Origin of the sequence: Aureimonas flava (assembly GCF_003583935.1) — a bacterium.
GTDB lineage: Bacteria > Pseudomonadota > Alphaproteobacteria > Rhizobiales > Rhizobiaceae > Aureimonas > Aureimonas flava.
Genome location: NZ_QYRN01000015.1, coordinates 1 through 22,965, shown reverse-complemented (window position 1 = coordinate 22,965; position 22,965 = coordinate 1). Strand labels below are relative to the sequence as shown.

At 67.9% G+C, this 22,965-nt stretch carries 21 protein-coding genes and 1 pseudogene; 14 read left to right on the top strand and 8 right to left on the bottom strand.

The window, feature by feature from the left end; genetic code table 11:
• Positions 1–49: 49 nt before the first annotated feature.
• The 3 genes from D3218_RS18820 to D3218_RS18810 all read right to left on the bottom strand — a co-directional run bounded on the left by D3218_RS18820 (position 50) and on the right by D3218_RS18810 (position 2,961).
• Entirely contained in the window at positions 50–736 is a 687-nt protein-coding gene (locus D3218_RS18820; RefSeq protein WP_119541622.1) for a GntR family transcriptional regulator, read from the bottom strand.
• A 5-nt stretch (positions 737–741) separates the two neighbouring features.
• Complete coding sequence (locus tag D3218_RS18815) at positions 742–1,632, bottom strand: dihydrodipicolinate synthase family protein (protein WP_119541621.1); 891 nt, start codon at positions 1,630–1,632, stop codon at positions 742–744.
• A gap of 297 nt (positions 1,633–1,929) precedes the next feature.
• Positions 1,930–2,961, bottom strand: a complete 1,032-nt coding sequence (locus tag D3218_RS18810) for a class I SAM-dependent methyltransferase (RefSeq protein WP_119541620.1) — start codon at positions 2,959–2,961, stop codon at positions 1,930–1,932.
• 394 nt (positions 2,962–3,355) lie between these two features.
• Between D3218_RS18810 and D3218_RS18805 the strand changes: the two genes are divergently transcribed.
• On the top strand, positions 3,356–5,215 hold the full coding sequence (locus D3218_RS18805) for a putative bifunctional diguanylate cyclase/phosphodiesterase (protein ID WP_168990600.1): 1,860 nt from the start codon (positions 3,356–3,358) through the stop codon (positions 5,213–5,215).
• Between the two features lie 467 nt (positions 5,216–5,682).
• Here D3218_RS18805 and D3218_RS20280 read toward each other — a convergent pair whose 3' ends face one another.
• Positions 5,683–5,814: a hypothetical protein gene (locus tag D3218_RS20280; protein WP_280959983.1), complete on the bottom strand. Its 132-nt coding sequence runs from the start codon at positions 5,812–5,814 to the stop codon at positions 5,683–5,685.
• On the opposite strand from D3218_RS20280, the gene D3218_RS18800 reads away from it, so the two are divergent.
• From D3218_RS18800 to D3218_RS18765, 8 genes are all read left to right on the top strand, one after another.
• Positions 5,801–6,601 carry a DUF3100 domain-containing protein gene (locus tag D3218_RS18800; protein ID WP_245415122.1) on the top strand — a complete coding sequence of 267 codons (801 nt, stop codon included), beginning with the start codon at positions 5,801–5,803 and terminating at the stop codon, positions 6,599–6,601. The genes D3218_RS20280 and D3218_RS18800 overlap by 14 nt on opposite strands.
• 22 nt (positions 6,602–6,623) lie before the next feature.
• Entirely contained in the window at positions 6,624–7,133 is a 510-nt protein-coding gene (locus D3218_RS18795) for a hypothetical protein (protein ID WP_119541617.1), read from the top strand.
• Positions 7,134–7,168: 35 nt separating this feature from the next.
• Positions 7,169–8,317, top strand: coding sequence for an amidohydrolase (locus tag D3218_RS18790; protein WP_425359319.1), 1,149 nt, complete (start codon positions 7,169–7,171; stop codon positions 8,315–8,317).
• Between the two features lie 75 nt (positions 8,318–8,392).
• Positions 8,393–9,301 (top strand): LysR family transcriptional regulator, encoded by a 909-nt coding sequence (locus tag D3218_RS18785; RefSeq protein ID WP_119541639.1) that lies wholly within the window; start codon positions 8,393–8,395, stop codon positions 9,299–9,301.
• Positions 9,302–9,483: 182 nt separating this feature from the next.
• Positions 9,484–10,404 (top strand): NAD(P)-dependent oxidoreductase, encoded by a 921-nt coding sequence (locus tag D3218_RS18780; protein WP_119541616.1) that lies wholly within the window; start codon positions 9,484–9,486, stop codon positions 10,402–10,404.
• Positions 10,397–11,938 (top strand): aldehyde dehydrogenase family protein, encoded by a 1,542-nt coding sequence (locus tag D3218_RS18775; protein WP_119541615.1) that lies wholly within the window; start codon positions 10,397–10,399, stop codon positions 11,936–11,938. The genes D3218_RS18780 and D3218_RS18775 overlap by 8 nt, the downstream gene beginning before the upstream one ends.
• 272 nt (positions 11,939–12,210) lie before the next feature.
• Positions 12,211–12,834, top strand: coding sequence for a serine O-acetyltransferase (locus tag D3218_RS20275; protein ID WP_119541614.1), 624 nt, complete (start codon positions 12,211–12,213; stop codon positions 12,832–12,834).
• A gap of 21 nt (positions 12,835–12,855) precedes the next feature.
• Positions 12,856–13,749: a VOC family protein gene (locus D3218_RS18765; RefSeq protein ID WP_119541613.1), complete on the top strand. Its 894-nt coding sequence runs from the start codon at positions 12,856–12,858 to the stop codon at positions 13,747–13,749.
• 424 nt (positions 13,750–14,173) lie between these two features.
• On the opposite strand, the gene D3218_RS18760 is transcribed toward D3218_RS18765, so the two are convergent.
• From D3218_RS18760 to D3218_RS18750, 3 genes are read right to left on the bottom strand one after another with little or no spacing between them, the layout of a single operon-like run.
• The gene (locus D3218_RS18760) at positions 14,174–15,193 is read right to left on the bottom strand and encodes a zinc-dependent alcohol dehydrogenase (protein ID WP_119541612.1); all 1,020 of its coding nucleotides are present in this window, start codon (positions 15,191–15,193) and stop codon (positions 14,174–14,176) included.
• 42 nt (positions 15,194–15,235) lie between these two features.
• Positions 15,236–15,988 (bottom strand): 2-dehydro-3-deoxy-D-gluconate 5-dehydrogenase KduD, encoded by a 753-nt coding sequence (kduD, locus tag D3218_RS18755; protein WP_119541611.1) that lies wholly within the window; start codon positions 15,986–15,988, stop codon positions 15,236–15,238.
• A 40-nt stretch (positions 15,989–16,028) separates the two neighbouring features.
• On the bottom strand, positions 16,029–17,171 hold the full coding sequence (locus D3218_RS18750) for a mandelate racemase/muconate lactonizing enzyme family protein (RefSeq protein WP_119541610.1): 1,143 nt from the start codon (positions 17,169–17,171) through the stop codon (positions 16,029–16,031).
• A gap of 80 nt (positions 17,172–17,251) precedes the next feature.
• On the opposite strand from D3218_RS18750, the gene D3218_RS18745 reads away from it, so the two are divergent.
• The 5 genes from D3218_RS18745 (at position 17,252) to D3218_RS18725 (ending at position 22,271) form a co-directional block, all read left to right on the top strand.
• A complete protein-coding gene (locus D3218_RS18745) occupies positions 17,252–17,932 on the top strand; it encodes a GntR family transcriptional regulator (RefSeq protein WP_119541609.1) in 681 nt (226 codons plus the stop codon).
• A gap of 127 nt (positions 17,933–18,059) precedes the next feature.
• The gene (locus tag D3218_RS18740; protein WP_119541608.1) at positions 18,060–19,304 is read left to right on the top strand and encodes an ABC transporter substrate-binding protein; all 1,245 of its coding nucleotides are present in this window, start codon (positions 18,060–18,062) and stop codon (positions 19,302–19,304) included.
• Positions 19,305–19,392: 88 nt separating this feature from the next.
• Complete coding sequence (locus D3218_RS18735; RefSeq protein WP_245415121.1) at positions 19,393–20,319, top strand: carbohydrate ABC transporter permease; 927 nt, start codon at positions 19,393–19,395, stop codon at positions 20,317–20,319.
• A 5-nt stretch (positions 20,320–20,324) separates the two neighbouring features.
• Positions 20,325–21,170 carry a carbohydrate ABC transporter permease gene (locus D3218_RS18730; RefSeq protein ID WP_119541607.1) on the top strand — a complete coding sequence of 282 codons (846 nt, stop codon included), beginning with the start codon at positions 20,325–20,327 and terminating at the stop codon, positions 21,168–21,170.
• A gap of 18 nt (positions 21,171–21,188) precedes the next feature.
• The gene (locus D3218_RS18725; RefSeq protein WP_119541606.1) at positions 21,189–22,271 is read left to right on the top strand and encodes an ABC transporter ATP-binding protein; all 1,083 of its coding nucleotides are present in this window, start codon (positions 21,189–21,191) and stop codon (positions 22,269–22,271) included.
• Positions 22,272–22,392: 121 nt separating this feature from the next.
• Here the strand turns inward: D3218_RS18725 and D3218_RS18720 are convergent.
• Positions 22,393–22,836: pseudogene (locus tag D3218_RS18720) on the bottom strand (IS5 family transposase); the annotation flags it as partial.
• Between the last annotated feature and the right edge of the window lie 129 nt (positions 22,837–22,965).

Genomic DNA, 22,965 nt, shown 5'->3' with positions numbered 1-22,965 from the left:
CCGAGATGGGCCGGGGCGTCCTCCAACGCCGTCTTGTCCGGCCGTGGCTTCAAACCGTGAGCGCCAGCCTCCTGGCATTGTCGATATGGGCGCCGACCGCCTCGCTGGCGCGAGCCGGGTCCCGGCTCTCGATGGCCTCGATCACGCTCAGATGCTCGCGCATGACCGGGACGACGCGTCCGTCGATCCGGTAGCGTTCGGAGCGGATCAGCCTGAGCTTCACCGAGTTGACGCGGTAGGCCATCGACACGATCGAGTTGCCGAGCGCGTCGATGAACATGTCGTGCAGGCGCCAGTCGATCGCCTGGGCCGCGGCCTCCTCCGCCGGCGTCAGGGGTCGGGCGAGCGCCAGGGCGAGCATTTCCTCGTGCTCCCGGCGCAGCATGGCCAGCGTCTGGTCGGAGGCGGAGCGCGCGAAGATCGCGACGGCTTCCTTCTCCAGGAACAGGCGGAACTGGAAAGCCTCGCGGATGAGGTTCAGGTCCACGTGCGCGATCTGGATGCCGCGCTGCGGCACGGTGCGCAGCAGGCCCTCCGACTCCAGCCGGGGAATGATCTCGCGGATGGCGCCGAGCGGCTGGCCGGTGCGCTGAACGAGCTGGCGCTGCGTGACGAACTCGCCGGGCATGAAATCGTGCGAGATCAGCTTCTCGATGATGCTCTCGTAGGCGAGCTCGCGGAGCTTGAGCGTGTCGCTCCCCTTCGCCCGGATCGTATCGTCGGCGATCTCGTCCATGCGCGTCAGGCCGCCGCGGCCGCCGGGGACAGGCCGTCCAGGAGCGTGCCCAGCTCGATGCGGGCGTCGGCGGGCGTCGGCACCAGCGGGGCGCGCACGCGGATCCATCCCTCGTCACCCGTCCGGTGCGCCACGAGGGCCTTGACGGCCGGCGTCACCGGATGGCGAAGCACCGCTCTCACGAGATCGCCGAGCGCGGGATCGTCGCGGCCCGTGCGCACCAGCGTCGCCAGCCGCTGCGGCAGGACGTTCGCCATGCCGGAGATCGCCCCTTGCGCGCCCAGGCGGATACCCGCCGCAAGGCTGCGCTCGTCGCCGATCAGGATCGCGAGATCCCGGTGCGCGGCCAGGAGACGCTCCGTATAGGACCAGTCGCCGGAGGAATCCTTGACCCCCGCGATCGCCCCCGGAAAGGCCGAGCGCAGGGCCCCGATCAGCGACACGGGAAGCTCCACCGCCGTGACCGAGGGGATGTTGTAGAGGATGATCCCGCGCGCCTCGGCGCCGAGCGCCTGGATGACCTCGCAGAACCAGCGGAGGAGCCCCTCCTCGCTGAGATTTTTGAAATACGAAGGAGGCGCCAGGAGCACCCCCTTGGCGCCGCCGCCAAGGATCTCGGCGGCCTGGACCACCGCGTCGCCCTGGGCATTGGCCATGACGCAGGCGACCAGGCGCTCGCCGTCGATCCCGGCGGCCCGGAACGCCTCGAGCATCGCGGTCCGTTCGCCCGCCGCCACCGACGCGCCCTCGCCCGTCGTGCCGAACAGCGTCACGCTGCCGCATCCGTCGCGCAGGCAACGCTGCGCGTGACGGACGGCGATTTCGGGCGCGCACCCGCCGCCCTCATCGAATGGCGTCGTCAGGGCTGCCGACAAACCGAACGAAACATTCCACATGACCGATCCTCCACCACCGATTACGTACTGACATGTTAGTCGGCGGTCAACCGGAAACGAGGACCGAAGCTTCAATCCGTCGAGAGAAGGCGGCGAGGCGGTCGCCGGTCGACGCGGTGCGACGGGAAGCACCGACGCTTTCGTCGCCCCGGGTCGCAAAGGCGCGAGCCGCGCCCGAGCGGCGCGCAGCGTCTCCGAGATGCCGAAGGCGGGCGCCCCTGCCTCCTCCACCGGTGGACGGAAGAGGATCGCGAGGGGTGCCCGCCTTCGTCTCGCGCGAAACGAAGACCTTGCCCGTCAGCGGCGGCGCAGCGTCCCGTAGACGATGTTGCGATTGGCGCCGTACCAGACGCTGGCGTCGAACATGTTGCGGTCGATGCTGGCGTTGATGACGCGCCACATGTCGGCATCGGAACGCAGGATCAGCGGCCAGTCCATGAAGGTCTCCATGTAGCCGTCCGACACGATCTCGTCGCTGAAGTTGGCGAACAGCAACGTCCCACCCGGACGGACGAACTCGACCAGGCGCTGGAGCAGCTTGATCGCGGTCTTGTCCTGCAGGTAGTCGTAGAGACCCGATGCGTAGACGAGGTCGAACGACCCCAGCTGATACGAGCGGCGCAGCAGCCCGAGCACCGAGCCGTTCATGGGCTGGACGACGCCTCCGGGATATTCGGTCGTCATGATGCCGACGCTGATGGGGTCCTGGTCGAGGGCAACCCAGCGATCGATCCGTTGCGCCGCGAGGCTTTCGCAGATCGCAGCCTCGCGCAGATGGCCCGCCGCAACCGCGAAGATCTCGGCGCCCGTGCCCACGCGCTGCGCCGTCTCGTCCACGGTGCGCGCCAGGATACGGCACCGCTCGCGCCCCGCCTCGCAGGCGGGGACCTCGGACGTGTAGTCGTAGATCGCCCGCCCGAGGGGCGAGGACTCCGCCACGAGCGCCTCCATGCTCGGGTGCTTGTAGTAGATGTCGAGAAGGCCGGCGTCGCCGGAATAGCCGCGCGGCTTGGTGGCCGACCAGTTCGTCAGCGGGTCCTGCATCAGGAAACGCCGGACGGAATGTTGCTGGGCGAGCTCCACGACCTCGTCCCAGACGTCCTGCGACGATGCCCTGCGCAGTTCGTGGAGACGGCCTGCCAACCGCTCCACGATGCCGCTCGGATCCGCGCCGCTGACGAAGGCGCCTTCGGCGATCGTCAGGATCGGAAGCACCTCGCTCGCCGCCGACTCACGCCCCGAGGTCTTTTCGATCGGGGGCGCGTCGGATCTCGAAGATCGCACGAGATTGCCGGTGATGAGGCTCTGTCCATCGATTTCAAATGCCATTTCGGTCCTGCCTGCCTGATTCGTTGAAAGAAGTGCCGATGGTTTTTGAGCTATCGTGGCAAATTTTATACGCTTCATTAACCAGTTATTTCGGCTGGACGGGGTTTATCCAGAAGCAGCTTTTGCAAGTCGGTAACCGCCCCCATGTACTATGGCCTGGCGCTCGCGCGCCGAGGCCGTCGACTGCTTCGCGCGAGCGGGACGCTTCGATACCGAATGGGATCCGGGCACGGCGTAAATGGGAAACAATGCATCGATCGCGGGCGGCGATGATCTTGCGGGACGCATTGAGCGCGCGCTGACGCGGCCGCGTTGGCGCGGCTTCGACCCTTTGCTGCGCGGCCTTTTCGAGAAGCAGACCGATCCCGCCGATCGCCGATCGCTACGGGAGGGCGTGCGCGCAGCCGTCGCCTGCTTCATCTCCTTCGGTCTGTTCGATCTTTGGCTCTTCGCCGACGTCGGCCACATCAGCGCGACCACGCGAATCGTCCTGGGCCTGACGATCCTGGCCATCGTGGAGTGGCAGGTGACGCGCCACGTCGCCGTTCACCTCATCAACCTGACCTGTGCGGTCGGCCTGTTCGCGGCGGCGGCGGCCTGGGCCCTCGTGGCGAGATCCACGATCCATCAGGACACGTTCGCGCTGTTCCTCGTGTTCGGCACGGTCTTCGTGGTCAGTTCGAGCCTTTTCTTCCGGTTCCGCTTCGCCGTGAGCGCCGGGTGCTCGTCCGCCATCACCGCCCTGCTCTGCGCGGTGGTCGCTGCGACCGGCGTGTCGTTCGACACCAAGCTCGTCCTGAATGCCTACTTCCTGGTCTTCCTCTGGTTCGCCCTCTACCTCTCCTGGCAACTGACCTTCGAGCGATACGCGACGTTCCTGAACGAGACCCGAGCCCGGATCAACGAGAAGGCTGCGCGCGACAAGGGACGGCAACTGGCGCGCATCGCCAACACGGATCACCTGACGGGGCTGCGCAACCGCCGCGCCGTCGTGTGCGAATATGCCCAATATCGCGAACGCTGGAACAAGGACCGCCGGCCGATCGGCGTCCTCCTGATCGACGTCGACCACTTCAAGGCCTTCAACGACCGGTACGGCCACCAGGCCGGCGACAACTGCCTGGTCGGTGTCGCTCATGCCCTGAAGCTTGCGGCCGATGCGCACGACGCGATCGTCGGGCGCTACGGCGGCGAGGAGTTCATCGCCTTCTGCCATGTCGACGACGCGCAGGCGCTCCTCGGCTTCGCCGAGGCCATGCGCGAGGCCGTGGAGGCCCTCGAGGTTCAGCACGCCGAACGCTCGGACGGAATGGGCATCGTGACGGTCAGCATCGGCGCGAGCATGACGCGCGTCGGCACGAGCCCCGAGTTGGAGCGCGTCAGCAGCGAGGCCGACCGGGCCCTGTACCTCGCGAAGGCGGACGGGCGGAACCGGTCCCACCATTTCGATCCCGACGCCCCGGAAAGCTGGCATCCCGACCACGGTATCGCCGAGCTTCTCGCCCGCGCGCTGGCGGACGATCTGGTATCGCTGGTCTACCAACCGATCGTCGCCACCGACACCGGCCGCCTGTGCGCCGTGGAGACGCTGATGCGCCTTCGCGACGACGACGGGGCGCCCATCAGCCCGGCCGCGTTCATCCCCGTGGCGGAACGCACGGGGCTGATCGGCGAGCTCGGCCGCTGGGCACTGCGCCGGGCCTGCACGGACATCCTGGTCGGGGGAGTCGCCGAACGCGTCTCGGTCAACGTTTCCGCGGTGCAGCTTCGGGCGCCCGGCTTCCCGATGTATGTCGCGCGGCTGCTGGGAGAGCTCCGGCTGCACCCCTCCTCGCTGGCGCTGGAGATCACCGAAGGCATCGACATCTCCCTCGACGCCCACATCCTGGATGTCATCCGGAGCCTGAAGGCCCTCGGCGTGCAGATCTGGCTCGACGATTTCGGCACCGGCTATGCCGGGCTGCAGTGGCTCCAGATGATCACGTTCGACGTCGTGAAGGTGGACCGCTGCTTCCTCCACCGCATCGACACCGACGACGGGCAGCTTTTCCTGCAGGATGTCCTGCAGCTTCTGCGCAACCGCGACCTGCGCGTCGTGGTGGAGGGCGTGGAAACGGACGACCATCTGGCGTTCGTGCGCTCGGCCGGCGTCGGCATGGCGCAAGGATACCTGATGGGCCGCCCGCAACCGGTATGTCAGTTCTCTAAGGCACCCCACCACCCGCCGGAGGACGCAAGGCGAGCGCCGTCCTGAGCGACACCTGCCTGCGGCCCACCCGGCTTGCCGGCCCACCCCGTGCGTAACCGCCCGGCATCGCGCTTCAGGCGCGGTCAGTCGGCCGGAAGGTCACCGGACCGGCACTCCACCGCAGGTTCGTCATAACCCGCGTCATGCGCTCGTGCCTGCGGCTGCGGGAACGCCCCTAAAGCCCTTCATCACGTTGCCGTTGCGCTCCTGGCGGATCAGGTCCCCGGTCGCAGCCTACACGCTGAGCCCAGCCATAGGATCAGAACCTGTTGATTTGAAGCGTGCCGTCCCCGAAGCATTCCAACGGGAACCGATCTTCGGGCGTCCGTCGAGACATCCTCCGTCGCACCTGATCCAAGCGAATCAGGCCATTGCGTGGAACCCGTGAACGCGAAAGCTCCTCCGGCACCATCGCGTCCGGCGGATCCAAGCGTTGCACCACTCGCAACACTTCGTTGCCGCCGTGGCCCCTACTACGAGCGGGTCAACTCGCCGACGCTGCCTGAAAATTCAGCCAAGCCAGAAAAGCCGCCAATTTGTGCACCGCGGTCTTTGGCAATCGGAGGCAGCATGTCGATGACCAGACCTGGCATGGCGAAGTTCATCCCCCTCCATCTCCTCGTGCTCGGCATCGTCGCCGTCGCGGAACTGGTCGGTATCATCCGCATTCCGATCGGTGTGGGGACCGTCATCCTCCTGCCGATCCTTTACGCCTTCGCCGTCGGCATCGCACTCAACCCGGCGATCCTGCCCGCCACGCGCAAGCTCCTGCCGCCGGTCTCCGTGAAGCTCGCCAGCACGATGATCACCATCGCGATCATGCCCTTCATCGCCAAGTTCGGCACCACGGTCGGGCCGCAGATCGACAAGATCATCGAAGCCGGTCCAGCCCTAGTGATCCAGGAACTCGGCAATCTCGGCACGATCGCACTCGCCTTCCCCATCGCGGTCTTCCTGCTTCGCATGGGCCGGGAGGCGATCGGCGCCACCTTCTCGATCGATCGTGAGCCGAACCTCGCGCTCATCGCCGACAAGTATGGACTGAACAGCCCCGAGGGAGCGGGCGCGATGGGCGTCTATGCCGTGGGCACGCTGATCGGCACCTTCGTCTTCGCCATCATGCCGCCGCTGATCCTAGCCCTCGACGTCTTCGACGTGCGCGCGCTCGCCATGTCCTGCGGCGTCGGCTCGGGCTCGATGCTGGCGGCCTGCACGGGCGGGCTCGTCGCGGCGCTGCCCGAACAGGGGGACACGATCCTGGCGCTCGCCGCCGCCAGCAACATCCTGACCTACGCGACGGGCCTCTATGTCGGCCTCTTCATCGCGCTTCCCCTCACCGAGTGGCTCTATCGCCGGGCGCGCCCCGCCGAGTTCGCCGGCGCCTCGAACTGACCCCTCGCGAAGGATCGGACCCATGACCCAAACCAATCCCATCGCCGACGCCGCCGCCGACCTTCTCCAGCAGGAGGACGAGCGCCGGATCGACGTCGCCAGACATTGCGCCCTTCTCGTCATCGCCTGCGCCCTTGGCCTCTTCGCCAACTGGATCGGCACGGGCACCTCCCCGCTGGAGGCCCTGCCCGGCATGGCGGTCCTCTTCGCGGTCTGCGTCGTCGGGCTCGCGATGGCGCGCTTCATCCCCTTCTACCTGCCGAGCGTCGCGTGGATCTCGTTGGTCGCGATCGTCGTCACCATTCCCGGCGTGCCCGGCTCGGCCTTCGTGACGGACGCCGTCGGCAAGCTCAATTTCCTGGCGCTGGCGACCCCCGCCCTCGCCTATGCCGGCCTTGCGCTGACGGCGAACGAGTTCGCCATCGCCCGCCGCTCGGGCTGGAAGATCGTCATCGTCGCGGTCTGCGTCATGCTCGGCACCTATCTCGGCTCGGTGGTCATCGCGGACCTCACGCTGCGCCTCGGCCAGTGAACGAACGCGCGGGAAGGAGGCCGGCCTTGGCGACCCTGGAACTGCCCTCGTCGGAGATGGAACAGGCGGTGGCGTGGCGGCGGATGCTGCATGCCAAGCCCGAGCTCGCCTACGAAGAGCACGCGACGGCCGACTTCGTCGCGGAGCGACTGGCCGAATGGGGCTTCGAGGTGCGCACCGGCATCGGGCGCACGGGCGTCGTCGGCACCCTGTCGCGCGGCACCTCGCGGCGCGCGATCGCGATCCGCGCCGACATGGACGCCCTGCCCATCGTCGAGGAAACCGGCGCCTCTTACGCCTCGACGGTGCCGGGCGTCATGCATGCCTGCGGGCATGACGGCCATGTCGCGGTGGCGCTCGCAGCCGCGCGCACGTCGAGCCGCATGACCGGTCTCGACGGCACCGTGCATTTCGTGTTCCAGCCCGCCGAGGAGGTCGAGGGCGGCGCGCTGGAGATGGTGCGGGGCGGTCTGTTCCGCGACTGCCCGGCGGACCGCGTCTTCGGTCTCCACAACTGGCCGGCGCTCGAGACGGGCTGCGTCGTCGCGCGCGAAGGGGCGATGATGGCCGCCTTCGCCACCTTCGAGATCGCCGTCTCGGGGCGCGGCTCGCACGGCGCCATGCCGCACGAGGGGGCCGATCCCGTCGCGGCGGCGGCGCAGGTCGTGTCCGCACTCCAGACGATCGCGAGCCGCAACGTCTCGCCGTTGGAAGCGGCCGTCGTCTCGGTCACGCAGATCCATGGCGGCGACGCCTACAACGTCATCCCCGAGACGGTAGCCTTACGCGGCACGACCCGCTGGTTCGACCCGGCCGTCGGCGATCTCGTGGAGCAGCGCGTGTCGGACGTCGCTGGCGGCGTCGCGGGCGCGATGGGCTGCACGGCGCGCGTCGATTACCGGCGCCGCTATCCTGCGACGATCAACGATCCGGCGGCGGCGGCCTTCGCGCGCGATGCGGCGGGGTCGACAGGCCTGCGGGTCGTGGACGCCGCGCCCAGCATGGCGGCCGAGGACTTCGCCTTCATGCTGGCGGAGCGGCCAGGCTGCTATCTCTGGCTCGGCAGCCGCCAGGACGGCGAGAACCCCGGCCTCCATTCGCCGCGCTTCGACTTCAACGACGCGATCATTCCGGACGGCGTCCGCCTCTGGACCGCGCTGGTCGCCGCCTCGCTGCGGGCTTAAGAAGGCGGGCGTCAACGTGCGCCAGACTATGCCGGGAGCCGGCGCGCGTCGCGCCTCTCCCGGCGGATGGGCGGCATGCACACGATCGACGCCAAGGGCCTCAAGCATTTCATGACGGTAGTGCGCACCGGCTCCATCCGGCGCGCGGCCGAGCATTTGAATGTCGCGCCCTCCGTCGTCAGCCGCCAGATCGCCGAGCTGGAGCATGCGCTCGGCCTTCCCCTGTTCGAGCGCACCGCCAAGGGCGTACTCCTCACCGAGGCCGGGGAACTCGTGCGCGAGCACGGCAAGCGCGTGATCGAGGATCACGGCCTCCTGACCGAGCAACTCGACGGCTTGCGGGGCCTGCAGCGGGCAAGGGTGCGGATCATCTGCGCCGAAGGTCTCGTCTCGGACTTCATCCACCATGGACTACGAACCTCGCTCTCCAACCATCCCGGCATCCGCTACACCCTCACCCTCGGCAGCACCGAGCGCATGGTGGACGCCATCACCAACGGCGAGGCCGATATCGCCATCGCCTACAACCCGCTCGTCGACATCCGAATCCGCTCCCTCGCGATCCGGCGCCAGCCGCTCTGCCTCGTCGCCCCGCCCGGTCACGCGCTTCTCCGGCGCTCCGACCTGACGCTGGCGGACTGCCTCGGCGAGCCGACGGCCCTCCTGTCGCCCGGACACGGCGTGCGCCAGCTCGTCGGCCGCGTGGCCGCCGATGCCGGCATGGCCCTCACGCCTGTTCTCGAAACGCGCTCGATCGACGCTCTTCGCCAGTTCGTCGCCGCCCGTCTCGGCGTCACCTTTCTGCCGCGCTTTGCCGTGTCCACCGAGGTCGCGCACGGCACGGTGGCGACACGCGAACTGACCGATCCGCTTCTCCTGGAAGCGTCGGCGCATCTCATCGTGCGCGCGCACCGCCGGCTGCCCGCCTCGGTGGAACAGCTCGCAACGTGCCTCGCGCGGGAGATGGCGGCGTTCCGAGACTGAGCCGGGATGGACGATCGGGAACCCGCCGAGCCCGCGTTGCGTCGGCAGCAACGCACCGTATGCCGCGAAGCGACTACCGGGCCCCCGCCGCATCCTGGAACCTCACCGATGAAGCGGCCGATCCGCGCTCTTCCCGGGAGCCGCGAGCGTTCTCCGCACCCACGATCCACGAGGATGCCGGCATGAGTGAAGCGAACCCAACGACGGTGGCCGTGGTCGGCCTCGGGGCCATGGGCGTCGGCATGGCGAAGACGCTCGCGTCGAAGGGTTTCCGCACCCTCGGCTTCGATCTCTCGCAGGCGCGCCTCGACGAGGCGGCGGCCGGGGGCGTCGAACCCGCGGCGGCGCTCGGCGACGCCCTGGCACGGGCGGAGTTCGTCGTCTTCTCGCTGCCCACCGCCAAGGACGTGGCGGGCGTCGTGGACGAGCATTTCGCGCGCATCGGGTCGGCCACGGGCGGGCGCGTCGTCATCGTCGACACCTCCACTTCGGAACCCGAGGTCAGCCGCGACCTGGCGCGACGCCTTGGGCAGGCCGGGCACGGCTTCCTCGACGCGCCGGTGAGCGGCGGCCCGGCGGGCGCGGCATCGGGCAGCCTCGCCATGATGATCGGCGGCGAGGAGGCGGACTTCGCCCTCGCCCGTCCGGTGATCGAAGCCATGGCAACCAAGATCCTGCATGTCGGCCCGAGCGGGGCCGGCAACGTCGCCAAGCTCGTCAACAACCTCCTCGTCGCGGCCCATATGATCACGACGGCGGAAGGGCTGAAGCTCGCCGCCGCCGCCGGCGTCAGCCCGGACGCGGTGCTGCGCGTCCTCAACGCCGCCTCGGGCAAGTCCTTCCTCAGCGACGTCCACTTTCCCACGTGGATCATGTCCGAGCGCTTCGACAGCGGCTTCACCGCCGGGCTGATGCGCAAGGACGTACGCCTCGCCCAGGCGCTGGCGGCTGAGAGCGGTGTCTCCCTCCCGCTGACCACGGAGGCCGCGCGCCTCTGGGCCGAAAGCGGCGACACGGTCTCCGACCGCGACGACTTCACCCGCATGGGTGCCTTCAAGGACCCGAACGAAACGCCAGCCGCAAAGGGTGCCTCCCATGGGTGACATCGCCTTCCACGTCGATCCTTCCGCGCGCATCCGCGAGCTTCTCGGCGCCTTCCTGCCCGGCTCGGAAATCGGCAGCTTTGTGGGCGGCGCGGTCTTGGCCGGCACCGGCGAGACGCTCGACCTCACCGACCCGGCGACGGGCCGGGTCTTCGCCAGCTTCCGCGACGCGGGCGCCCCGGTGGTAGACGCGGCGATGGCGGCGGCCGAGAAGGCGCAGCGCGCGTGGGCTGCGATGACCGCTTCGGCGCGCGGCCGCGTCATGTTCGAGATCGCTCGCCTGATCCGCCAGAACGAGGAGGCGATCGCCGAACTCGAATGCCGCTCGGCCGGCCGTCCGATCCGCGACGTGCGCGGCGAGGCGGGCCGCGTCGCAGACATGTTCGACTATTACGGCGGCTGGTGCGACAAGCTGCACGGCGAGGTCATTCCCGTCCCCTCCTCGCATCTCAACTACACCCGCCACGATCCGCTCGGCGTCGTGGTCCAGATCACCCCCTGGAACGCGCCGCTCTTCACCGGCGGCTGGCAGATCGCCCCGGCGATCGCGGCCGGCAACGGCGTCGTCATCAAGCCGTCGGAACTGACCCCGCTGGCCACCCTCGTCCTCGGGGTCCTGTGCGAGCGCGCGGGCGCGCCCAAGGGTCTCGTCAACGTGCTCGCCGGCGGCGGAACCACGACGGGTCAGGCCGCGATCTCGCACGACAAGACCGCCCTCGTCGTCTTCGTCGGCTCGGAGGGCGCTGGCTCGGCCATCGCGCAATCGGCCGCGCGCAACATCGTGCCCTGCATCCTGGAGCTCGGCGGCAAGTCGGGCAACATCGTCTTCCCCGACGCCGATCTCGACCGCGCCATCCTCGGCGCCCAGTCCGCGATCTTCGGGGGCGCCGGCCAGAGCTGCGTCGCGGGTTCGCGCCTTCTCGTCCACCGCTCGATCCATGCCGAGTTCGTGGAGAAGTTCGCGCGCGCCACGAGCCGCATCCCGGTCGGCTCACCCTTGAACGAGACGACCCAGATCGGTCCGATCAACAACCTGCGCCAATGGTCGAAGATCGACGAGATGGTGCGCCGGAGCCTCGGCGACGGCGCCGAACTCGCGCTCGGCGGTGCCAAGCCGGCGGACCTCGAGGACTCCGGCGGTTATTTCTACGCGCCGACGATCCTCGACGGCGTGAAGCCCACCCAGGAAATCGCGCAGCAGGAAGTGTTCGGCCCGGTGGTGGCGGTGACGCCTTTCGAGGACGAGGACGAAGCGATCCGGCTGGCCAACGGCACCGTCTACGGATTGGCAGGCGCCGTCTGGACCCGCGATGTCGGTCGCGCGCACCGCGTCGCCCACGGCGTGCGCGCCGGCACGTTCTGGATCAACGGCTACAAGACCATCAACGTCATGTCGCCCTTCGGCGGCTTCGGGCGCAGCGGCTACGGCCGCTCCAGCGGCCGCGAGGGCCTCTTGGCCTACACGGCGACCAAGAGCGTCTGGGTCGAAACCGCGGCCGATCCGGCCGTGGCCTTCGGCTACTCCGCAGACTGACCGAGATGCGACGGGCGGACCGGCTTCGGTCCGTCCCCCTGGCAGCGACGATGTCCCGCCGCTAGAACGGCGGGCACGTCCCGAGCGGGATCGATGCAACGGGGTGCACGTCGAAGGAGCCCGATGACGATGACGGTCCCCATCTCCCCTTCCCCGCTGCCCATACCCTCGCGCAGGCCGCACGCGCGTTTCTGGAGTGCGACCCAACGCTCTGTGCCGTCTACGGTCTTCGGGCGGAGGATGCCGAAGACGACGCGCATCTCCTGTCCGCGGTGCTCGGCGCGGCGATCGCCGATCCAGCCCGCCGCGCCCAAGCCCGCGCTCTCTGTCTCGAAGTCTTCGCTTCGGACCATGACGCACTCTCGGCGGCCCTATCCGACATCGAGACCACCGGCCGCAAGGACAACGATCCCAATGGCGGGGTCGGCGCGCTTCTCTTCGGCAACGGATTGCAGGCGCTGGTCGGACACCGCGCCGCACACGCACTCTGGCGGCAGGGCCGCCGCGACCTGGCGCTCGCGTTGAAAGTCCAGTTCGCGCGTGCCTTCAACCACGACATCCACCCCGCCGTGCCGATGGGCCGCAGGCTTTGGCTCGACCATGGGCTCGGCTTCGTCGCCGGCAGCACGGGGCTGATCGAGGACGACGTGTCGATCTGGCACGGCGTCACGCTCGGCACCGACCTCAAGGATCTCGGGCCAACGCGCCACCCGCGCCTCCGGCGCGGCTGCACGATCGGTGCCGGCGCCATACTTCTGGGCGACATCGACATCGGCGAGAACGCGGTGGTGGCAGCGGGCGCGGTGGTCACGAAAAGCGTGCCCGCGAACGCGACGGTCGCCGGTGTGCCCGCCCGCGAGCGCGTGCGCAGCGCCACTTCCTTCAGCGGCATCTGACCTTACGGGGCGACAAGCGACATGGCCAATGTCCTCGGCATCGACCACCCGCTCATCGCGGTGCGCGACATCGACACGATGCGCGAGCGCTACGCGGCCCTCGGCTTCCGCATGACGCCGGTCGGCCGCCATCCGTGGGGCACGAGCACGTCGCTGGCGATCTTTCGCGACTGCCTGATCGAGCTGATGGGCGTCTACGACGAGACCCTGATCGACGAGAAGGCGCTCGAAGGCTTCAGCTTCGGCCGCGCGGTTCGCGACGATCTGAAGGCCCGCGAGGGCATCTCCCTCTGCGCGCTCCACAGCGACGACGCGGAAAAGGATGTCGCGACCCTTTCGGCGCGTGGGGTCGCCTGCCAGGGCACGATCGCGTTCGGGCGCGACGTGACGCTGCCGGACGGGCAGGCCGATCGCACCGCGACGACCTTGAAGATCCTCGCGTCGGACGACCTCCCCCGCCTGTCGAACTTCGCATGCCAGCAGCACCGCCGCGATCTCGTGGAGGTTCCGGCTTGGATGGACCACCCCAACGGCTGCACGGGCTATGCGGGGGTCGCCATCCTGGCCGAGCGCGAGGACTGGCCCCGCGTGCGCGCCCGTCTCGCCGCCCTCTACGGCAAAACGGCCCTGTTCGAGACGGCCGACGGATTCGGTGCCCAAACCGACAATGGTGTCTTCACTGTCCTCGACCGCGCGGCGGCGGCGAAGCGCTACGGACCCATCCCGCCCGAGATCGCTGGCGACCTCGGCCCCTGCTATCTCGCCATGGAGATCGCCGCGCCCGATCTCGCCCGCGTCAAGTCGTTCCTGGAACACGAGGCCTGCCGTGACGAGGGCGAGCGCATCGTACTGACGGACGCACCCCGCTTCGGCAACGTGTTCCTCGCCTTCGTCACGAGCGCGAAAACCGCGTAGCCGTCGGTTCGCGGAAAGCATCGGCGCCAAAGCGCCGGACCTTCCATCGGATCACTGTCGACCCCGACGCTCGTAGGCGGGGCCTATCGTGTCCAAGGCAGTCCGGCTTTCGCGTCACCGCGTTCAGCCTCGCGCGGCGCATCGAACGACAGCATTTCGCCGGGCGAGCCAGTTAGCGAACTGTCCGGAAATCACACGGTCGCGCTGACGACCGATGGGGAAGCGGACGCTTGGAAGCGGTCGATCCGCTTTCGACCAGTCTACGCCGGTCCATAGCTCTCGACGCCCACTCGAAATCCGCAACCCGGGCACGAGGAAGCCGCCTAGCGGTCGAAGCGAACGTGTGGGTGGATCGTGCTTGAGGAACCGCACTGCATGGCGGCCTGCGTATGACTGGGTAATTCAAACCGCAGGTAAGGCCGCCTCAGCCGGCAACACGAATCAGGCTTTTCATCGAGGGGCCACCGGCGTCGAGTGCGGCAAAGGCGGAGGCGACCTCTCCGAGGTCGCGCACGTCCGTGATCATGCGCTCGCAGTCGATGCCGCCCGATGCGATCAGCTCGATCGCACGGTCGAAATCCTCCGGCTCGTAGACGCGCACGCCGATCAGTTCGAGCTCGCGCCAGAAGAAGCGGAAGAGATCGACCTCGGGTTTCCTGGTGTGGATCGCGACCATGACGATGCGCCCGCGCGTGGCCGCGGCCTCCGTCATCAGATTGGTTCCGGCCTGCGTGCCCGAGACCTCGAACACGACGTCGGCCCCCTTGCCCCCGGTCGCTTCCGTGATCGCAGCGGCGACGTCCACCTTCGTGGGGTCGAGCGTCGGAAAGCCCATCGCCTCCACCGCGGCGAGGCGATGCGGATTGATCTCGCTGATCGTGACCTTGGCCCCCTGGCTGCGCGCGACCATGGCGATCAGGACGCCGATCGGGCCGGCACCGATCACCAGAACGTCCTCGCCGGCCTTCACGCGGCCCATGCGCACGTCGTGGCAGGCGACGGCCACCGGCTCGCAGAGCGCGGCGTGATCGAGGCGCACGCCGTCGGGCAGCCGATGCACGGCATAGGCCGGCACGCACCACTCCTCCTGCAGCGCGCCGTCGGTATCGAGGCCGAGGAACTTGAGGTTGTGGCAGATATGGGAATGGCCCGCCGCGCAGGCGGGGCAGGCGCCGCAGGGCTTCAGCGGGCGCACGACGACGGGCTGGCCCGACGCGAGTCCCGACACGCCCTCGCCCAGCGCGCTGACCGTTCCCGACATTTCGTGGCCGATGACCCGGTTGAAGCCGATCCGCTTGTCCATTGCGCCGTGATAGGCATGCATGTCGGTGCCGCAGATCCCGTTGTAGGCGACGCGCACGCGCACCTCGCCGGGGGCCGGCTCGGCTACGGGCACGTCGCGCAGGTCGAAGGTGCGGTTGCCGGTGTAGAAGGCCGCTCTCATGGATGATCGTCCCGTCGTGAGGGGAAAAGGGTTCGTCGCGGCTCAGCGCGCCAGCCAGCCGCCGTCCACCGCCAGCACGATGCCGTGCACGTAGTCGGAGGCGGAGGAGGCAAGGAACACCGCCGCCCCGCCGATGTCGGACGGCTGGCCCCAGCGCCCCGCCGGAATGCGCGACAGGATCGCAGCGGAGCGGTCGGGGTCCTCGCGCAGGGCCTGCGTGTTGTTGGTGACGAAGTAGCCGGGCGCGATCGCGTTGACGTTGACCCCGCGTGCCGCCCATTCGCAAGCCAGGAGCCTCGTCAGTCCCGCCAGCCCGCTCTTGGAGGCGGTGTAGGACGGGATGCGGATGCCACCCTGGAAGGACAGGAGCGAGGCGATGTTGATGATCTTGCCCCGGCCGCGCTCCAGCATGTGCTTGCCTGCGGCCTGCGAGAGGAAGAAGGCGGACTTGAGGTTGGTGTCGATCACCGCGTCCCAGTCTTCCTCCGTGAAGTCGACCGCGTCGGCGCGGCGGATGATGCCGGCGTTGTTGACGAGGATGTCGAGCGCGCCGCAGGTGAGGATCGTCTCCTCGACGATGCCCTTGAGGGGCTCGGTCGTCGACAGGTCGGCGCGGATCTCGTGGAACGAGACGCCAGCCGCTTCGACGCCCGCCCGCGTTTCGTCCATGGCCGAGCGCCCGACGGCGACGATCGTGGCGCCGGCCTCGGCCAGCGCCAGCGCGATGCTTTGGCCGAGCCCCGTGTTGGCACCGGTGACGACAGCCGTGCGGCCGCCAAGATCGAAGGGGTTCATGAGGCGTCCTGTCTGAAGAGCGGGGTGCAGCAGCGTGGGCTCAGGCGAATGTGCGAAGCCGCTGGTTGGCGGGCGCGGGGCCAATCTGGTCGGGCGTCAGGACATGCGGCCGGGCCCACTCCGCCCGCGCGCTTTCGCTCAAGGTCAGGCCATGGCCCGGACGGTCGGGAGCGATGATGTAGCCGTCCTGGATGGCGATCGGCTCATCCACCAGATGCTCGAAGTTCTGGAAGGAGAATTCGACCCATTCCACTTCCGGCAGGGCCGCGGCCATGTGGACGCCGACTTCCAGGAAGGTGTTGCCGAGGCTCACCGGCACGCCGACGGCCGCCGCCAGCCAGCCGATATGCATGACGTCCGTGACCTGGCCATGGACGTTGAGGAGATCGGCCCCGTTGGCGCCGAGCAGGAGACGCTTGCCGTTGAGGTCGAGATATTCGCCCGAGTTGATCTGCGTCCAGGTGACCGAGCGGCGCAGCATCCGCAGCCCGTCGTAGTCGTCGCGCAGGATCGGGTCCTCGACCCAGAGGAGGTCGTGGCCCGCGCGCCGGATCGCCTCCAGCTTGACGATGGCCTCCTTGGCGTTCCACGCCTCGTTGGGATCGATCATCACCTGCGAGCCGGCGGGCACGACGCCGCGCAGGAGGTCGAGCCGATGGAGGTCGCGCTCGAAGTCCTCATGGCCGACCTTGATCTTGAAGGCGCGGTAGCCCTGCTCGACCGCCTGCGCGAAGAGCGCGGTGAAATGCTCGTCGCTGAGGTGGAAGTCGAGGCCGCTCGCGTAGCATTTCACCCGGTCGCGCCGGCTGCCGAGCATCCTGTGCAGCGGCAGGCCGACCTCCTTGGCCGCGAGATCCCACAGCGCGACCTGAACCGCCTCGTGGAAAGGCAGGGTGGAGGAACGCTGGTTGCCGCCGCGCGGGCGCGAGACACGATGTACCAGCGCGATCGCCCGCTGGCCTTCCAGGCTCGGCCAGACCTCGTGCGCGAAGGAGCGCTCGATCTCGACTTGGTCCGGCACGACGGAAAACAGGATCTGCATGAAGCCGAGCCCGACCTGGCCGGTGTCGGAGATCAGCTCCAGCGCGGCGATGTTGGCCTCGGTGGTCCGCACCTGGCTGTCGCCCACGACCCGGTCGCGGGCGAACTGGAAGCGCGTGATCCGGAAGTTGACAATCGTCATCGCTGCCTCCAGCGTCATCAATACGGTCATCTGATCTATCAGATTGCCGTGTTAGTATATCAACGAGGAGGGGGCGGCAAGTGGCTGTCAGGAAGCAACCCACTGCGGAAATCGCAAAGCCGCGCCTCAGCGACGTGGCCTACGAGAGGATTCTCGAGGCGCTTTTCGACCGGAAGGTCCCGGCCGGCGGCTTCGTCTCTCAGGGCGAGCTTTGCGAACTCCTCGACATTCCCGTCGCCCCGTTGCGCGACGCGCTGCGAATCCTCGAGACGGAGGGCATCCTGCGGATCCACCCGCGCTCCGGCATCGAGTTCGTGCGGCCCGGCATCGAGCTGACGCGGGCGACCTACCAGTTCCGCCTCATCATCGAGCGCAGCGCCGTGCGCCTCTTCGCCGACGAGGGGGACGAGGCGCTGATGACGGATCTCCTGGCGCGCCACCTAGACCTGCAAGCCCGTGTCCCCGAGCAAAGCCTCGAGGACAAGACCATGAAAACGCTCGACGAACTGGAGCATGCCCTGCACAACGCGGTGGTCGCGATCCTCGGCAACACCCTCGTCGAGAACACCTATCGGCGGATGCACAACTATCTTCGCCTTCTGCGTCTGGAGCGCCGGATGACGATCCCCATCGTCAACCGCACCCTGCGCGAGCACATCGAGATTCTCGAAGCCTGCCGCGCGCGCGACCCGGACGCGGCGGAAGACGCTCTGGAGCGCCACTTCGGCGCGGCACTGCAACGCTACATGCGCATCTCCTGACGGCTGCCCGGGCGGCCGGGCCGAAAAGAACCGATGGGATCCGCCCTTGCACAGCCGGCAAAATTGAAATATCAAGACCATCAATTGATCTATCAGTTGATGCGACTGCGTTCGGGAGGAACGGGATATGACGATCAATCGGCGCGAGGTTCTAGCAGGACTCGCGGTCTCGACACTCGTGGGGCGCCTGTCCCTCACGTCCGCCCAGGCCGCGGACGCGATCAGCTACTGGCACCACTTCACCAGCCAGAGCGAGTTCGCCGGTCTCGAGGCGGTCATCAAGCTGTTCGAGGCGACCTCGCCCGGCTTTGCCGTGCGCCAGGAGAACATCCCGCAGTCGGACTACATGGCCAAGATCTCGGCCGCGATCCTCTCGGGCTCGCGCCCCGACACCGCGATGGTGATCGCCGATCGCTTCCCCGACATCCTCGCCATGGACGGGCTCGTCGACATCCGTGCGCGCGTCGACGCCTGGGACCTCCAGAAGAACTTTCCCGACAATCGCTGGGAGGCGATGAGGGAGGGCGAGAAGATCTACGCCGTTCCCGCCTACGCCTTCGTCGACTGGATGTACTACCGGACGGACTATTTCGAGGAGGCCGGCATCTCCGCGCCCCCGAAGAACTACGTCGAGTTCCTGGAAACGGCGAAGAAGCTGACCGACCCCTCCAAGGGCCGCTACGGCTTCGGCCTGCGCGGCGGCGCGGGCGCCTTCAAGTACGTGATCGACGTGATGGAGGCCTTCGGCTCGCCCATCGTCGAGGACGGCCAGCCGGCGATTGACCGGGCGGCCGCCATCGAGGCCGTGACCTACTATTCCAGCCTGTTCGTCAAGGACAAGGTCGCTCCGCCGAGCGCCCCCAACGACGGCTACCGCCAGATCATGGAGGCCTTCCGCACGGGCCAGACCGCGATGGTCTGGCACCACACCGGATCGCTCAACGAGATCTCGGCTGCCCTCAAGCCCGGCGAGCAATTTTCGACGGCCCCGATGCCCGCCGGCCCGAAGGCGCATATCGCGCGCACCTCGTTCGCCGGCAACGCCATCATGAACGACGCCCATGCGGACGAAGCCTGGAAGTGGATTAGCTTCTGGGGCCAGACGGACGCGGCGATCGCGCTCCTCCAAGCAACGGGCTACTTCCCGGCGTCCGCCGCAGCGCTGGAGGACGAGCGCATCAAGTCCAACCCGCTCTACGCCGCCGCGATCGAGACGCTCGGCTTCGGCCGCCTGCCGAACCGCTTCCTCGGCCTGACGGCCTGGACCGAGAACACCGTGAACCCGACCTTCCAGCAGGTGCTGATCGGCCAGACGACGCCGGAAGCGGCCGTGGACGCGATGATCGAGGGTCTCGACGCCGCGATGCGCTGACGGCGCGGGCGGCCGGCGGCCAGCCGCCGGCCTCCTCCCCACCCCATACCGCCCGAGGAACGGAGGGCGGCGCTCCGGTGCCGCAGCAATGATGACGCTTGCCCAGACGCCTCTAGGACGTCCGCTGCGCTGGATCGGAGACCTCTCCGAGACGCGCTTCTGGATGTATCTCCTACTCGTGCCGAGCCTGACGCTCATCCTCGTGGTGATCGCCTATCCCACGATCTACGGCTTCCTCATCAGCTTCCGCGAGATGCGCCTGACACGCCCCGGTCTCGACGGCTTCGTCGGGTTCAAGCACTATGCCCAGATCTGGTCGGACCGGGTGTTCTGGATCAGTTTCTGGAACACGCTGATCTGGGTGACGGCCGCGACCATCATCGAACTCGGGCTCGGGCTGGTGGCCGCCGTCGCGCTCAACCGCGACCTGCCCGGAACCAAACTCTTCGGCGTCCTGATCCTCCTGCCCTACTTCCTGCCCAACGTCGTGGCGGGCCATATGTGGGCGCTGCTCCTCGATCCGCGCCTCGGCGTCGTCAACGATATGCTCGTCAACCTCGGTGTCCTGTCGACCTACAAGGCGTGGTTCGCCGACCCGCACACCGCGCTTGCCGCCGCCATCCTCGTCGAGGCCTGGCACGGCTTCCCCTTCTTCGCGCTTCTCCTGCTCGCGGGCCTGAAGGGCATCCCACAGGACCTCTACAAGGCGGCGGCGGTCGACGGCGCCGGCATGATCGCGAACCTTCGCCTCATCACCCTGCCGATGTTGCGCACGGTGATCGCAGCGGCCGTGGTGCTGCGCGTCATCGGCCTCGTCAACTCGCCCGACCTCCTCCTGATCCTGACGAACGGCGGCCCCGGCAACGCCACGCAGGTCCTGTCCCTCTATGCCTTCCAGGTCGCCTACAAGGAATTCAACTTCGGTTATGCCGGCGCGTTGGCAACCGTGATGTTCGTCATCCTGATGGTCTTCGCCTGGGTCTATGTCCGCATCTCAGGCGTGAACAAGGACTGACCGCCATGCTCAGCACCAGCCGTCGCAGGCGCCTGCTCATCAACGGCGCGACCTATTTCGTACTCGTCGCCCTCTCGATCTTCTGCGTCGGGCCGATCGTCTGGACCTTCCTAACCTCGCTGAAGCCCGAGGCCGACATCGTCACGACCACGATGCAGTACTGGCCGAGCCGCCTGACCTTCGAGAACTACGTCGCGATCTGGACGCAGTCGAACTTCCCGGCGCTCATCGGCAACAGCGTGGTCGTCACCGCCATCACGCTTCTGATCTGCATCGTGGCGGGCACGCCTGCGGCCTACGCCTTTGCCCGCTTCACCTTCCGCGGGCGCAACGAACTGATGCTCGGCTATCTCGTGGTGCGCATGTTCCCGGCCGTCATGGTCGTGGTGCCGCTCTTCGTGGTGCTGCGCAGCGTCGGTCTCGTGGACAGCCGTTTCGGCCTCGCCCTCGCCTATACGAGCTTTCTCCTGCCACTCTTCGTCTGGATGCTGAAGGGCTTCTTCGACGCGGTGCCGAAGGAGCTGGAAAGCGCCGCGCGCATCGACGGGACGACACGGCTCGGCGCCATGGTGCGGGTGGTCATGCCCATCGCGCGCAACGGGCTGGTGGCCAGCTCCGTCTTCATCGCCATCGGCGCTTGGAACGAGTTCCTGTTCGCCCTGATGCTGACGTCGGGCCAGGGCTCACGCACGTGGCCGGTCGGTCTCCAGCTGATGGTCGGCGAATTTCAACTGCCTTGGGGCGTTCTGGCCGCAGGCGGTATCTTAAGCATTCTTCCGGTCCTCGTGCTCTTCGCGGTCGTCCAGCGCACCATGGTGCACGGGCTCACCGCCGGCGCGGTCAAGGGCTGACGAGAGGAGTATCTCGACATGGCAACCCTGACCCTCGAGGGCGTGCGCAAGTCCTTCGGCTCGCTGGATGTTCTGAAAGGCATCGACGTGGCGCTGGAAGACGGGGGCTTCCTCGTTCTCCTTGGACCATCGGGCTGCGGCAAGTCCACCCTTCTCGGCATCATCGCCGGGCTGGAGGAGGCGACGGGCGGTGACATCCGCATTGGCGCGCGCCGCGTCAACGAGGTGCATCCGAAGGATCGCAACATCGCCATGGTGTTCCAGTCCTACGCGCTCTACCCCACCATGTCTGTCGAGCGGAACATCGGCTTCGGCCTCGAAATGCGCGGGGTGCCGGCATCGGAGCGCACGGCCGCGGTGAAGCGCGCGGCCGAGCTTCTGCAGGTCGATCACCTTCTCGACCGCAAGCCCGCCCAGCTGTCGGGGGGCCAGCGCCAGCGCATCGCGATGGGTCGCGCCATCGTGCGCGAGCCCGAACTCTTCCTGTTCGACGAGCCGCTCTCCAACCTCGACGCCAAGCTGCGCGTCGAGATGCGCACCGAGATCAAGCGCCTGCACGAGCGGCTGGGCTCCACCATCGTCTACGTCACCCACGACCAGGTCGAGGCGATGACGCTCGGCACCAAGGTCGCAGTCATGCGAGGCGGCACGATCCAGCAGCTTGCCGCGCCGCGCGAGATCTACGACCGGCCGGTCAACATGTTCGTCGCGAGCTTCATCGGCTCGCCCGCGATGAACTTCGTGCCCGGCGAGATCGTGCTCGCCGACGGTGCGATGTACTTCACGACGCCGAACGGCGCGCGGCTGCCGCTGGATCCTTCGGTGGTCGCGGCCCCGTTCACCGCTGGACGCCCCGTGATCCTCGGCGTGCGACCGGAGGACATCGGCCTTGCCGACGGACGCGGGGTGGACCTTGAGGGGGTGATCGACGTGGTGGAGCCGACGGGCCCCGACACGATGGTCACCGTCCGGCACGGCGACACGCCGCTGATGGCCCGCCTACCGCCGCACTTCTTCGCGCGCTCGGGCAGCGACATCGCGCTCACCGTCAACACACGGCGCATCAGCATCTTCGACCCGACTACGGAGCAGCGCCTCTGACCTCGTAGTGGTCCGGACCAGTTTCACGGGTCAGGACCAATCGGGAGGCCCCCGGCTTTTCTCAGAACTCCAATTCGCTGCTAAACGTTAAGCTCGACCTCTCGGCACCGCCTAGGGCCTGTTAGCGCCTGATCCAATCGAGCGCGGCGGCGAGACAGAGGACACCGAGGAAGCTGGCGGCGGTTTTTTCGTATCGGGTGGCAACGGCGCGCCATTCCTTGAGCCGGGCCCACAGGCGTTCGACCCGGTTGCGGTTGTTGTAGATCCAGTCCGGGCAGGCAACTGGCGCTTCGTGGCGAAGCGGCGGGATGGCGGGCCGAGCGCCGATGTCCCAGATGTGCTGGCGGAACGCATGACTGGTGTAGCCGCGGTCGGCCACGACCCACTTCGGGATGCCCGGCAGATGGGCCAAGAGCGGAACGGCGTGCGGCAGTTCGTGTGCCTGTCCGGGTGCCAAGCGGAAGGCGATGGCGTGCCCGGCGCCGTCGGCCATCACGCAGGCCTTCGTGCCATAGCCGCCACGAGATCGGCCAAGCGCTTCACGGCAGTCTCGCTCTTTTGCAGATCTGAACCGCCCCGGGTTTGCCGGAGGCTGATTGGTTTGAGTCCTACGCGGCGATCGGAAATGCCTCAAGCTGGGCGTAGTATGCGGCCTCGGCTTCGGCTGGCGGGATGTTTCCGATGGGCTCGAGCA